Origin of the sequence: Azospirillum brasilense (genome assembly GCF_007827815.1) — a bacterium.
GTDB classification, from domain to species: Bacteria; Pseudomonadota; Alphaproteobacteria; order Azospirillales; family Azospirillaceae; genus Azospirillum; species Azospirillum brasilense_C.
Genome location: NZ_VITH01000006.1, coordinates 225,365 through 239,358 on the forward strand (window position 1 = coordinate 225,365; position 13,994 = coordinate 239,358).

6 protein-coding genes are annotated in these 13,994 nt (G+C 67.0%); 2 read left to right on the forward strand and 4 right to left on the reverse strand.

The window, feature by feature from the left end; all coding sequences use genetic code 11:
- Positions 1–97 precede the first annotated feature (97 nt).
- Positions 98–1,036: a hypothetical protein gene (locus FBZ83_RS14190; RefSeq protein ID WP_145683879.1), complete on the reverse strand. Its 939-nt coding sequence runs from the start codon at positions 1,034–1,036 to the stop codon at positions 98–100.
- Positions 1,037–1,556: 520 nt separating this feature from the next.
- The gene (locus FBZ83_RS14200) at positions 1,557–9,662 is read right to left on the reverse strand and encodes a DUF4347 domain-containing protein (protein ID WP_145683883.1); all 8,106 of its coding nucleotides are present in this window, start codon (positions 9,660–9,662) and stop codon (positions 1,557–1,559) included.
- A gap of 375 nt (positions 9,663–10,037) precedes the next feature.
- Here FBZ83_RS14200 and FBZ83_RS32335 point away from each other — a divergent pair, with 375 nt between their 5' ends.
- Entirely contained in the window at positions 10,038–10,160 is a 123-nt protein-coding gene (locus tag FBZ83_RS32335) for a hypothetical protein (protein ID WP_282186901.1), read from the forward strand.
- A 120-nt stretch (positions 10,161–10,280) separates the two neighbouring features.
- On the opposite strand, the gene FBZ83_RS14205 is transcribed toward FBZ83_RS32335, so the two are convergent.
- Positions 10,281–11,033 carry an SDR family oxidoreductase gene (locus FBZ83_RS14205; protein WP_145683885.1) on the reverse strand — a complete coding sequence of 251 codons (753 nt, stop codon included), beginning with the start codon at positions 11,031–11,033 and terminating at the stop codon, positions 10,281–10,283.
- A 423-nt stretch (positions 11,034–11,456) separates the two neighbouring features.
- Here FBZ83_RS14205 and FBZ83_RS14210 point away from each other — a divergent pair, with 423 nt between their 5' ends.
- Positions 11,457–12,383: a LysR substrate-binding domain-containing protein gene (locus tag FBZ83_RS14210; protein ID WP_145683887.1), complete on the forward strand. Its 927-nt coding sequence runs from the start codon at positions 11,457–11,459 to the stop codon at positions 12,381–12,383.
- A 566-nt stretch (positions 12,384–12,949) separates the two neighbouring features.
- Here the strand turns inward: FBZ83_RS14210 and FBZ83_RS14215 are convergent.
- Complete coding sequence (locus FBZ83_RS14215; protein ID WP_145683890.1) at positions 12,950–13,480, reverse strand: hypothetical protein; 531 nt, start codon at positions 13,478–13,480, stop codon at positions 12,950–12,952.
- Positions 13,481–13,994 lie beyond the last annotated feature (514 nt).

The window sequence follows — 13,994 nt, forward strand, 5'->3', positions numbered from 1 at the left end:
CAGCACCGCTGCCGGAGCGGCCATAGCAAAACTCAATGGCTCCAGCTTATCGTCGGGGCACCGCTCCGTAAAGAGGCCGGGGCGTGGAGAGTGTTGGTTACACCGCCGCCGCACGCTTGACCGCCTCCATCATCCCCTGAAAGCCCTGGGGCGTGCGGTACGGCCCCTGTGGATCGGCCGCCTGGGCGAAACAGGCGTGGAGCCGGTTCCAGTCCGGCGTCGGGCACATCTCCTCGAACCAGGGGCCATGGCTCCGCCATGGGGCGAGCGCCGCCGCGACGTCGGCCGGCAGAACGCGCCCGCCGTCGCGTTCCTGCTCCAGGAAGGCCAGGGCCGACCGGCAGCCGCCGGCCATGTTCTCGGCGAAGACCCCGAGGCTGTCCGGATGCAGGCGGGGACGTCCATCCGGGTCGATGTAGAGGATGGGAAAGACCGGCGCGAGCCGCGGAAACAGCGTGTTTGCCCACAGGGTGCCACCCCAGTAGACCTGGGCGATCCGGGCGAAATGGGCCACCTCGACGACGGCTTCGAGCCCGCTCGCCTCCAGCGGCAAAATCTCGACCTTGGGCTTGGTGACGGTCACGGTGTCGTTGGCCGCATCGACATACAGCGCGCCGATCTGCATGGCGTTCTGGAAGTAGCTGCCGCGCAGCGCCCCCCAGATCGGCGACAGGTGGCCGCCCTCGCGGACGAAAGCCGCCAGGGCCTGCGCGACCGGCGTGTCCGGCGCGGCGATCCGGCGGCGCAACCGCTCGAAGACGGCGTCGCTGATCTCGCGGCAGAACCCCTTGGGGTAAGGATTGCGGCGCTTCGGGAAGGTCAGCCGGCCCTCGTCCCGATCCCGGTCGACGCCGTGGCGCAGCTCCAGCATCAGCGATTCCAGGGCCGCAAGATGGGGGCCGAGCCACCGCTCCGTCAGGGCGCGCATCCCCTCGTCGGGCGGAACCAGCCGGCGGTGGGCCTGCCAGAGCCGCAACTGGCGGTCCAACGGGGTCTCGGTGCCAATCGGCGGACGGACGGAAGCGGTGTGACTCACGGGTGGGCGGTCTCCGGGAAAGCGGCAACCGTCCATTCGGTCCGCAAGGCCAACTCGGGCGGACCGGAGCGCGGCATCCCTGATCTGGTCCGCGCCCGGTCCTATCCCGGTCAAGGTAACGCCGTTGCCGGGCCGCAGGTCAAGCAACCATCGTGCTCGACCGCTCCCCGCCGTCAGGTGGGTTCCGGCAGGTTTCGCACCATCCTGCCGGCGGTACGGCGGGGCCGTAGAGGATCGCCTCCGTGCCAGAGGTGACCGATGCGCTGCCCGCACTGCCACTCGCCCAAGACCAACGAGCGGTACCGACCGACGTGGCCTTCTCCGGTGCGTTCCACCTCGGAAATCAGGTGCCGCAACGCCGCGCCGTCCTCGCCCGTCACCTCCACCATGACCCGCCGCTTCATCGTGCCCCCGGCTCGCCGCAACACGAGCCCGCCGTATCATTCTCCCCCAGGTTTGCGACGGTCTCCGGCTTACAGGTGGACGACCCCCGGGGTGCGGGGGCCGCGCAACCGTCCGATCAGGCAAACCAGCGCGCGACATCCCCGGTCTGGCCCTGGATGGTGACGCTGCTGCCGGGCCGCAGGTCAAGCACCGTGCTGCCGCCGACGACCCGCGCCGAGGCGATCACACCAGCAAGATTGATCGAGGCGTCGGTCAGGGCCAACCGGTCGGTGCCCGCGGTGAAGTCCATCACCACCGATCCGCCGCCCCCGGTGCCGAGCGCGAAGAGATCGCTTCCGGCTCCGCCCCACACGGTGTCGGCCCCGTCGATGAGGAAGATCACGTCGTTGCCCTCCCCGCCGTCGATGAGATCCGCACCGGCCCCGCCGAAGAGAGTGTCGTTGCCGGCCCCGCCGAACAGCGTGTCGTTGCCCTCCCCGCCGTCCGCGATGTCGTTGCCGGCATCCAGCGACAGCAGGTCCGCACCGGCCCCGCCGAAGAGGGTATCGTCGCCATCGCCGCCGAACAGGGTGTCGCTGCCGTCGCCGCCGTCCGCAATGTCGTTGCCGGCCTCCAGCGACAGGATGTCGTCCCCCTCCTGACCGAAGGCGACGTCGTTGCCGGCCCCGCCGAAGACGGTGTCGTTGCCGTCCTCGCCGAACAGCAGGTCGTTGCCGGCTCCGCCGGACAGGATGTCACGGCCATCACCGCCGATCACCCAGTCGTCGCCGTCCTCGCCGAACAGCAGGTCGTCGCCGGTGCCGCCGAACACATAGTCGTCGCCGGTGCCACCGCCGACCGTGTCGTTGCCGGCACCGCCGAGCACGGTGTCGTTGTCCTCGCCGCCATGCACCAGGTCGTCGCCGTCGTCGCCGGACAGCAGGTCGTTGCCGGTGGTGGAGGCGATGGTGTCGTTGCCGCCGCCGCCCGACAGTGTGTCATCGCCGGGCCCCATCCGCATGAACTGGGCGCTGGAGTCGCCGTAGGCCGCGTTGTTGCCCGCGCCGCCGCCGATCCGCGCCTCGCCCAAGATGACCGCGACGCTGACGTTGTCCAGGTTGACCTCGGTGCGTCCCGCGGCCTGCCGGGTGTCCAGCACGACCGCCGCGACGCCGTCGCCCTGGTCCGCCGTGCCGCGGATGGTCACCGGACCGGTGGTCGCGCCGCCGGAGCTGGCGGTCACCACGATCTGGCGCACCGTGACCGGCGTCGCAGAGCCGAGAGCGCTGGTGGCCGCCGGCATCCGCGAGGCGAGCTGCTGCAGCGCGGCCTTTTCGGTCTCGTCGGCGCCGGCGGCGAGCGTCAGCAGGCTGCTGCTGAGCGTCTGGCCGGCCACCGCGCTGCTCTGCTGCGCCGCCGGGCCGCTGGCGACCAGCCGGGTGCCCGCCGACACGCTGGCCGTCAGCATGGGTTCGCCGTCGTCCTCGGTCTGGTCGGTCAGCACCACCTCGGCGAACCCACCGGCCTGTTCCGACACCGCCTCGACGTCCACCCGCTCGTTGCCGTCGCCGTCCACACCGCTTTCGTTGGTGACGTTGGTGCCAGAGCCGGTCTCCACCGTGCGGAAGCGCTGGATCACGTCGAGCGGAACGGAACGGTGCCCATCGGCGTCCACCGCCACCAGGATCAGGTCGGTCAGCGCGTTGTTCGGCAGCGGCACGTCGATCGTGAAGGCCGTCTCCGCCGCCCCGAGCTGGACCGAGGTCAGCAGCGTGTCCTCCGGATCGAGAACGCCGTCGTTGTCCAGATCGCGCCACACCTCCACCTTCGAGCCGGCGTCAGCGGTGCCGGTGACCCGGGCCGTGGGGTCGCCGGTGGTGCTGTCGTCGCGGGTCGCCGTGGCGAGCGCGATGGACGGCGGATCGTCGTCGGCGTTGCTCAGCGCCACGTCCGCCGGATCGAGCCCAGCGTAGCGGCCGTCGGTGCTGGTGATCGCGCCGAGCATGAGGTCGTAGGCCTGCGCGCCATCGTTCACGCTGTCGTCCAGGCCGGTGACCGTGACCGTCTGCGGGGTGTCCCAATTGGCCGTGGTGAAGGTCAGGCTGCCGACCGAAACCTGCGCCTCGCCGGGTTTCGAGACGGACAGCGGAATGGTCACGTCGCCGCGCGGCCGGGCCGCCAGGACGATGGCGACGGTGACGCCGCCGCCGGCCTCGCTGGTCACCGGCCCGGACGGGGTGGCGATGACGCCCGCAGCGCCCAGCGTGTCGATGGAGAAGGCGGGCGAGGACGCCGTGGCCGCGGGCGCGTTGCCCGCCGCGTCGGTCCAGCCGGTGCCGAGCGTGACGGTGCGGCCCGTCGCCTCCACGTCCAGGTCCGGAGTCAGCGTGGCGGTGTAGACCAGCCCGTTGGAGCCCGCCTGGAGCGTCAGGTTGGACAGGGTGGCGTCGCTCACCGACAGGTCGTCGAGCGCGAAGCCGACCGGAGCCTCCGTGAAGGTGATGGTGAGGGTCGTGGGCGCGCTCTCGTCCAGGCTGGTGCCGCTCAGCGTCAGGGTGGCGGACGGGGCGACGGTGTCCACCGTGACGGTGAAGGGCGACGAGGCCGTGGACACGTTGCCCGCGGCGTCGGTGGCTGTGGCGGTGAAGCTGTGCGTGCCCGTCGGCAGAACCGTGCCGGTGTAGTCGAAGGTCCAGGCGCCGGACCCGTTGGTGTTCGCCGTGCCGATGGAGTTCCCTCCCAGCTTGACGGTCACCAGGGCGTTGGCCTCCGCCGTGCCGCTCAGCACCAGAGTGGTGTCGTTGGTCAGGTGGTCGCTGGACGAGCTTCCGCTGTCGCTGGAGAAGCCGGTGATGGCCGGCACGGCGGGGGGCGCGTTGTCCACCGTGGCGTTGGTCGTGTCCGCCCGCGTGGTGACGTTGCCCGCATTGTCGGTCACGGTGACCGAGACGTTGCGGTTGGCCGCCTCCAGCGAACCGGTGGTGATGGTGTGGGTGGCCGTCCACACGCCGTTGCTGTTGGTCGCCGTGACCGCGGAGCCGCCGCCGAACTGGCTGAAGTCCACCGTTACGCCGGCCAGTGTGTCGGTGTTGTTGTCGCCGCTCAGCGTGTTGTTCCACGTCATCGTGACGGTGTCGCCGGCCTTGTAGGCGCTGCCCGGGCCCGACCCCCCGGAGATGGAGATCGCCGCGTCCGTCACCGTGGGGGCGACGTTGTCCACACTGGCGTTCGTGCCGTCCGCCCGCGTGGTCGTGTTGCCGGCGTCATCGGTAACGGAAACCGAAACATTGCGGCCCGTGGCATCGATGGAGCCCGCGGTGATCGTGTAGGTTGCCGTCCAGACGCCGTTGCTGTTGGTCGCGGCAACCGCGGAGCCGCCGCCGAACTGGCTGAAGTCCACCGTCACGCCGGCCAGCGTGTCGGTGTTGTTGTCGCCGGCGAGCGTGTTGTCCCAGATTGCGGTGATCGTGTCGCCGGTCTTGAAAGAACCGCCGGTTCCGGTCCCGCCGGAGATCGAGATGTTCGCATCGGTGACGGTGGGGGCGACGTTGTCCAGCGTGGCGTTGGTCGTGTCGGCCCGCGTGGTCGTGTTGCCGGCATCGTCGGTGACGGTCACGGAGACGTTGCGGTCCGTCGCGTCGACGGAACCGCCAGTGATGGTGTATGTGGCGGTCCAGACACCGTTGCTGTTGGTCGCCGCGACCGCGGAGCCGCCGCCGAACTGGCTGAAGTCCACCGTCACGCCCGCCAGCGTGTCGGTGTTGTTGTCGCCGGCGAGCGTGTTGTTCCACGTCATCGTGACGGTATCGCCGGCCTTGAAGGCACCGCCGGTTCCGGTCCCACCGGAGATGGAAATGTTCGCATCGGTGACGGTGAGGCCGACGTTGTCCACCGTGGCGTTGGTCGTGTCGGTCCCCGTGGCCGTGTTGCCGGCGTCGTCGATGACGGTCACCGAGACGTTGCGGCTGGCGGCGTCGATGGAGCCGGCCGTGATCGTGTAGCTCGCCGTCCAGACGTCGTCGGTCTGGCTCGCCACGACCGCGCTACCGCCGCCGAAGGCGGAGAAGTCGAACGTCACGCTGGTCAGGGAATCGGTGTTGTTGTCACCCTCGACAAACCTGTTGTCCCAGGTCGCGGTGACGGTGTCGCCGATCTTGTAGACCCCGCCGGTTCCGGTCGCGCCGGAGATCGCGATGAAGCTGTCCCTCGCCCACGGTTCCCGGTCGTCCACGACGGCGTTGCTGCTGTCGATGCCGGTCTTCGTGTTGCCGGCGTTGTCGGTGGCGGTGACGGACACATTGCGGCCCGTGGCGTCGATGGAACCGCTGACAATCGTGTGGGTGGCGGTCCACACGCCGTTGCTGTTGGTCGCGGCAACCGCGGAGCCGCCACCGAATTGGCTGAAGTCCACCGTCACGCCCGCCAGCGTGTCGGTGTTGCCGTCGCCGGTGCCGTTCCACACCACGGTGACGGTGTCGCCGATCTTGAACGCCCCGCCGATCCCGGTCGCGCCGGAGATCGAAATGTTCGCGTCGGTGACGGTGGGCGCGATGTTGTCCACCGTGGCGTTGCTGGTATCCGCCGTCGTCGTCACGTTGCCGGCATCGTCGGTGACGGTCACCGAGACGTTGCGGTTGGTGGCGTCGATGGAGCCGCCGGTGATGGTGTGGGTCGCGGTCCAGACGCCACCGTTGTTGACGCCGGCCACCGCGCTGCCGCCGCCGAAGGCGGAGAAATCGAACGTCACACCGGACAGCGTGTCGGTGTTGTTGTCGCCGGTGAGGAGCGTGTCGTCCCAGATCGCGGTGACGGTGTTGCCGATCTTGAAGGCACCGCCGGTTCCCGTCGCGCCGGAGACCGAAATGTGGCCATCGGTCACCGTGGGGGCCTGATTGTCCACCATGGCGTTGGTCGTGTCGGCCGTCGTCGTCGTGCCGGCCCCCGCCAGCGAGGCGGAGACCGAGACGTTGCGGCTCGCGGCGTCGATGGAGCCGGAGGTGATGGTGTGGGTCGCGGTCCAGACGCCGTTGCTGTTGGTCGCCGCGACCGCCGAACCGCCGCCGAACTGGCTGAAGTCCATCGTCACGCCGGACACGGTGTCGGTGTTGTTGTCGCCGTCGATCGTGTTGTCCCAGGTCGCCGTGACGGTGTCGCCGATCTTGTAGGCGCCACCGGTGCCGCTGCCGCCGGAGATCGCGATGTTGCCGTCCGTCACCGTGGGCGCGGCGACCTCCAGCGTGGCGTTGGTGGTGTCCGCCACCGTCTTCACGTTGCCGGCATTGTCGGTGGCGGTGAGCGACACGTTGAGATTCGCCGTGCCGCCGGGCGCGGCGGTGATGGTGTAAGTGGCGGTCCAGACGCCGTTGCTGTTGGTCGCCGCAACCGCCGCGCCGCCGCCGAACTGGCTGAAATCCACTGTCACGCCGGCCAGCGTGTCGGTGTTGTTGTCGCCGGTGACGCTGTTGTCCCACGTCGCCGTGACGGTGTCGCCGATCTTGTAGGCCCCGCTGGTGCCGGTCCCGCCGGAGATCGACAGATTCGCGTCGGTCACCGTGGGCGCTCGGTTGTCCACCGTGGCGTTGGCGGTATCGGCGGTGGTGGTCTTGTTGCCGGCGTTGTCGGTGACGGACACGGAAACATTGCGACTGGTGGCGTCGATGGAGCCAGCCGTGATGGTGTAGGTCGCGGTCCAGACGCCGTTGCTGTTGGTCGCCGCAACCGCCGAACCACCGCCGAACTGGCTGAAGTCCATCGTCACGCCGGCCAGCGTGTCGGTGTTGTTGTCGCCGGCGAGCGTGTTGTCCCACGTCGCCGTGACCATATCACCGCTCTTGAAGGCGCCACCGGTGCCGGTGCCGCCGGAGATGGCGATGTTGGCGTCCGTCACCGTGGGCGCCACGTTGTCCAGCTTGTGGTTGGCGGTGTCGGTCAGCGTCTTGCTGTTGCCGGCGTTGTCGGTGACCGTGATCGAGACGTTGCGGCCGGTGGTGTCGAAGCTGCCGGCGACGATGGTGTAGGTCGCCTGCCAGACGCCGCCGCTGTTCGTCATGGCAACCGCGGAACCGCCGCCGAACTGGCTGAAATCCGCCGTCACGCCGGCGATCGTGTCGGTGTTGTCGCTTCCGTCGCCGCTGCCGCTGTTGTCCCAGATCGCCGTCACCGTGCTGCCGATGCGCAGCGTGCTGTTCGTGCCGACCAGCGACGCCTGGCCAGCCATGTTGCCCAGCGTCAGCGTGGGCGCCACGTTGTCCACCGCGGCGTTGGTGCCGTCGGCTTGCGTGGTGCTGCCCGAGGCTGTGGTCGCGGTGACCGACACATTGCGGTTGGTGGCGTCGATGGAGCCAGCCGCGATGGTGTAGGTGGCGGTCCACACGCCGTTGCTGTTGGTGGCCGCGACCGCCGAACCGCCGCCGAACTGGCTGAAGTCCATCGTCACGCCGGTGACGGCGGCGGTGTTGTTGTCGCCCTGCGCCGTGTTGTTCCAGGTCGCGGTGACGGTGTCGCCGATCTTGTACGCGCCACCAGTGCCGGTACCGCCGGAGATGGCGATGTTCCCGTCCGTGACGGTCGGGCCGGTCTGGGCGGCCCCCATCCGGATGTCGGCGAAGGAGCCGGTGTCGGTGACCGAGAAGGTCGTCAGGGTCGGCGCGTTGGTGAAGGTGATGACGACGTCGCTCCCTCCCCCGAAGGTTCCGTTCTTGTCCCAGTCCACCGTCAGCGTCTTGGTGCCGCTGTCGTATTGAAGATGGCTGGAGGAGAGGGCCTTGGCGGCGCCGCCGGTCAGCCGGATGACATCGCCGCTTTCCAGCGTCTTGATGACGTCGCCATTGGGGTCGAGGAAAATGTCGTCCCCGGCGCCGCCGTCGAGCACGTCGGTGCCCGCCTCGCCGTTCAGGGTGTCGTTGCCGGCCCCGCCGTTGAGCGTGTCGTCGCCGTTTCCGCCTTTGAGCGAGTCGGCCTGCGCCGTGCCGGTGAGCACATCGGCCCCGCCGCCGCCATTCATCGTGAGGCCGCCCGAAAGCGTCACGGCGGATGCGTCGATTTTCAGCCCGGTGAGGGTGGTCTGGCTGCTGTATCCGCCGGTGATGGCAACGGTGAGGGTGTTGTTCGAATCCGTCAGGGTGCCGGGAAGAACCAGCGTGTCGCCAAGCGTCGTGCTGTAGAAGCGGATGATGTCGTTGCCGTCCCCGGTGTCGATGACTTCGCCGGCGCCGAGTTCGGACCCGCTGGTGTAGCCGATGACGTCGTTCCCGGCTCCGCCGACGATGGAATCATTTCCAGCCCCGCCGACGATGGTGTCGTTTCCATCGCCGCCCTGGATCGTGTCGTCGCCATCGCCGGCCTGGATCGTGTCGTTGCCGGCATCGCCGTTGAGCACGTCGTTGCCGGCACCGCCCACAAGGCTGTCGTTGCCGTCACCCCCGTTCACGGTGTCGTCGCCGACCTCGCCGTACAGCTTGTCGTCGCCCGCACCGCCGTCCAGGCTGTCGTTCCCATTGCCACCCATCAGGCTGTCGTTGCCGTCACCGCCGACGATGGTGTCGTTGCCGTTGCCGCCGTTGATGGTGTCGGCGCCGTCGCCGCCGAGGAGGCTGTCGTTGCCGTCGTTGCCATTGATCACGTCGTTGCCGGCAGTGCCGGTCAGTGTATCGTTGTTGGCGCCGCCGGTGAGGGTATCCAGCGCATAGGCGTAGCTTTGAAACGCCAGGGAAGAGGTTTCCAGACTTCCGATTCCGGCTTCCAGGGTCCAGTTCGCCCCGATGGCGAAGCTGCCCGTCCGGTCGGTGGAAGCGGCGACGTCGGCTCCGGTCGCTTCGGCCAAGGCGGCGATGAAGGGCGCGCCGTTTCCGCCCGCCACATCGCAGCCGTAGAGCAGCAGGTCGCCCCCGTCCGCCAGCGCGTCGCCCAGGACGGCCAGTTCGGCGGAGCGGTCCGCCACGGCAGCGATGTCAAGAACGAGCGTTCCCAGCCGGAGTTGCCCCTCGGCGCCATGGCCCAACACATGGATGGCGTCGTAGCCCTCCTTGCCCGGCGCCCAAGCCGCCATCTGCGCCAGCCCGTCCGCCGCGCCGTCCAGGAGCACGACGTCGATCCCGGCCGCCACGCCCGCCGCGAGAGTCTGCCAGTCGGCAAGGCCGGTATCGATGAACACAACCTCCTTGCGCCCGCCGTCGGCGCCGGGATCGGCCGGACGCGGAATCGATCCGGCGACGGCGGCGGCGATGAGGTTGGTCGTGTCCATATCTGCGCCCTTGCTTGTTTCCATCGCTTAGGGCAACCGGCCTATCGCATTCACTCTAAGATTGTTTCGCAATAGAAAGATTGCCTATCAAATCCTATCTATCATAATGCATATTGCGTGTTCAATCGACGGAGCGTTATGTCAAAAGTTGCAGTTTGTTGTCACAATGCAGCAAAATTCCACATACCCCTGTAGGCGGCTTGGAACAGGACACAGCTCCGGCCCTCGCCTGGGCTCACCGTGTCGCTCGGCCTGCTTCTGCTGGTCGGCAGCGGGTCGCAATTCCCAACTTTTGCCACGCCATGAACGGCGCCTGCCCGCCACCCCCCCCCGGCCGAAAGGAGAGAAGTTGATGGGGTGAGGATCAGGCGGTGATTGCACCGCGGCTGTAGCGCGCGGACCGGGGCCAGCCATCAGGGCGAGGTGGAGAATCTGCGCACGATGATCGGCCAGCCGATGGCGAAGCGCGATTTCTTCCGCAAGGCCTCCGGTCGATGAGCATCGGCCGGAGGCGAGTTGATCGAGCCGGCGGACCGGATCAGGTTTGCGGCATGACACAAACCTGAACCAAGCTTATTCCAGCCGGCAAACTGTCCGCCAAACGGGGACCACTTCAGGTCAGATGTTCTGGCCGCCGGAAACCTCGATGCGCTGGGCGGTGACCCAGCGGTTGTCGGGACCGAGCAGGCTCGCCACCGCCGGGCCGATGTCGTCGGGCACCCCGACGCGGCCCAGCGCGGTCATCGTCGCGAAAGCCTCGTTGTAGGCCGGGGTGTCGCGCACCGCACCGCCGAGGAAGTCGGTCTCGATGGCTCCAGGCGCCACCGTGTTGGCGGTGATGCCGCGGGCGCCGAGTTCCTTGGCCAGATAGAGCGTCAGGATCTCGACGGCGCCCTTGGCCGCCGAATAGGCCGAGAAGCCGGGATAGGACACCCGGGTCAGGCCGGAGGAGAAATTCACGATCCGGCCGCCATCGGCCAGCAGCGGCAGCAGGGCCTGGGTCAGGAAGAAGACCCCCTTCACATGGACGCTGAAGAGCATGTCGAACTGCGCCTCGCTGGTTTCGGCGAAGGCGGCCATCTCGCCATGGCCAGCGTTGTTGACCAGATGGTCGAAGCGGTCGCGGCCCCAGCCTTCCAGGGTGGAACGGACGCGCCCGGTGAAGTCGGGGAAGCCGGAGGTGTCGGCGGTGTCGAGCTGCAACGCCGCCGCCCGCCGCCCAAGGCCCCGGATTTCCGCCAAAACGGCCTCGGCCTCGGCGGCCTTGCTGCGGTAGGTGAGGATCACATCGCCGCCGTGCCGGGCGATGCTGAGGGCGGTGTTGCGGCCGAGGCCGCGGCTGCCGCCGGTGACGATCGAGATGGTGGACATTGCATGTCTCCCGTTGCTGAATGTGTGTGAGTGCGTAGGGGCAGCGCCGCTGCTGAACCGTCTCCGCCGCGGCGCAGACGGATCAGCGCCCAGCCGCAGGCACTCTCGAGGAAGAAGGCCGCTGCGACGCCGAGCAGGGCCACCGCGCTGTTGATCAGCGCCTTTCCGCTATGCGGCAGCCGGACCCGGCGGCGACCGCATCACGGAAGCCGCGCCATTGGGCGATCGCCAGATTGCAGCGGGCAATGGTTCCGTTTGCAGGGCGGCGCAGGCGTTGGTCAGGAGCGCCGGGCCGGCAACGATTGCGTGTCTGTACCCCGTTGATACCCGGCCGCTTGCCCGCTGGGAACGACTTCGTTTATGTATCGTCCATACCTTTCAGGCATGGCCCTGGCGGAATGACACCGGGAGGCGTCGCACAGGATGGAACTCCGTCACCTCCGCTACTTCGTCGCCGTGGCCGAGGAGGGGAGCCTCACGGTCGCCGCCGAACGGCGTCTGCACACGGCGCAACCGTCGCTGAGCCGCCAGCTGCGCGACCTGGAGCAGGAGGTCGGTGCCCAGCTTCTGGTGCGAAGCTCCCGCGGCGTCGAACTGACGCCGGCCGGACGTGTCTTCCTGGATCATGCGCGGCTGACCTTGCAGGCGGCGGCCGACGCGGTCGCCGCGGCGCGGCGGGTCGTCCGGCCGCCCAAGCCCAGCTTCGCGGTGGGTTTCCTGACCGGCCAGGAAGTCGAATGGCTGTCGCACGTCACCAACGTGCTTCGCGGTCAGCTGAAGGACATCGACTTCCGGGTCTCCAGCGACTTCTCGCCCGACATCGGCGAGGCCATCCAGCGGGGCGAGATCGATCTCGGCTTCTGCCGGCTCGAACCGCAGCCGGACGTCTCCTACAAGGTCATCGGGCATGAGCCGATCCTGGTCATCCTGCCGCGGAACCATCCCCTGGCCGCCTGCTCCGCCATCGACGTGCGCAACATCGATCCGGACTCCTTCATCGGATACACCGACACACCACATGTGCTGCGCGGCATCGTGGACCGCTATCTGCGGGAGCGTGGCGTGGTCGTGTCGCCGGTCCACACGCTGGACGGCATCGCCACCGGGATCTCGCTGGTGGCGTCCACCGGTGGGATCACGCTGCTGCCGGCCTATGTGGACCCCTTGCTGCCGCGTTCGCTGGTCAGCCGACCGCTCACCGGCAACGCGCCTGTGATCGAGATCGCCGCCGGCTATCGAGCGGACAATCCCTCGCCCATCCTGCAGGCCTTCCTGAAGAACATCGACCAGATCATCGCGTCGAGAGCAAAACTTGCCGAACGCTTAGCCCACGAAACGTTTCAGGCGTGAGCGTGACCATGCGGGCGGCGGGCATGAGGTTAAGCAGCTGAGTTTGTGTATGATTTTGGCGCTGAAGCCGTCCCGCGACGGGTCGACGGTGTCCACGCCTGCCATGGTCCAAAATGCCGGAGTTTTGTCCGGCTTGTCACCGGTTGCCGGCAAGCCGGTTCACACCGCCTTCGATGGCGGCCACCTCACCTGCGAGGCCAGCATCCTTCTGCTGCCGGAGATCGACCGGCGGCTCGGGATCTGCGGGCGGTTTGGCGGACAGCAACGAAGACAGACGCGCTCCCGAGCGCATCCAGCACGCACCGGGGGCACGATACAAAAGTGCGCAACGTGTCCGGGATGGGGGAACGCGGCATGAACGTGAACTCCGTCGCGCTCCAGCGCTCCTTTCTGCGCCTTTTCGCGACAGCATCAGGGTGTACGAAGCCACCCCGTTCCGCTTCAGCTTGAGTCAGCTTCTGTCCTGAAGCGGACGTCTGACGTTGGCCTACGGCGTGTCCGCCGTCCTTGCCAAACGCATCTTCACGGGCTGAAGGGGATGACCGGCATCCGTGATCGGCAATTCGCTATCGACCAACTTGGCGGGTCTTCAACAGCAAGGCGAGACTGCTTGCCGCCAAAAGCACTGAACCGCCAAGAAGCGCGAGTCGCGGCCAAAGGCTTCCATGACCAACAAACACAGCAGCCACACCGATAAGCGCCAAAATGACGCAAACCACAAAGAAAAACCAAATAAAATTTCTACCGGATCCATAAACAAAATCACGCCACAATTTTTGCCATAACTCAGAAAACGTCATTCTCTCATCTGAAATTTGATTATTTCTCACCGGAAAATACGAAATGGCATATGCCACCGCCATCATTACGGAAATTAGAAAAATCTTTATAAAAATTTGAGAGCTTGCTTTTAATATCAAAAACACCGCAGGAGAAATAATCACCAGCTCCCAGAACAATATTGACTTTATTTTTCTTTCTTCTTTCTCGCTTGACAGAATGCGCCCGCGCCCGAGTGCCCCAAACGGGTAATATATCCGATCCCCGGTGGCGCCGGTCTTGAAAACCATTTCAGTCTTATTGTCAAAGCGGCCCATTGAGATGCCCACCCCCACCGCATCAAGAACGTTTTATGGTAGAACAACTCCGAAAGTTTAATCATCAAAAAAGAACAAGCGATGCGAACATCAGCTTTGAAGATGTTCATTTCCGATATTAATGCCGAATGGTTGAGCGATCTTGGAGCCAGGGCACGATCTCAAACAGCACCGCGATGCCCTCCCAAGTGCACCGTGACGCTTCGCGCCCACGATCACAGTGTGAGGCGAGGTCGGCATGAACTGACCGACATGCTGTCGGGATTCGCGCCTTTTCACGACACTCGCCCGCGGCCTCGTGCTGGCCGCGGCCGGTCAATTTGTCATCGGCCGACAGCAAGCCCAGCCGATGCAACGCGCCACATCTGCCCCGACCCGTCGCGCATCGACCGCCCGTGCATCGACCGCCCGGCCAGATGCGCCCGGGGCTGGCTCCGGTCGTGGCTTATCAACACCCGCTCCATCGCCGGCGACAGCTTCAGCAGCACCGGCACACCGTTCGCATCAGAATCAG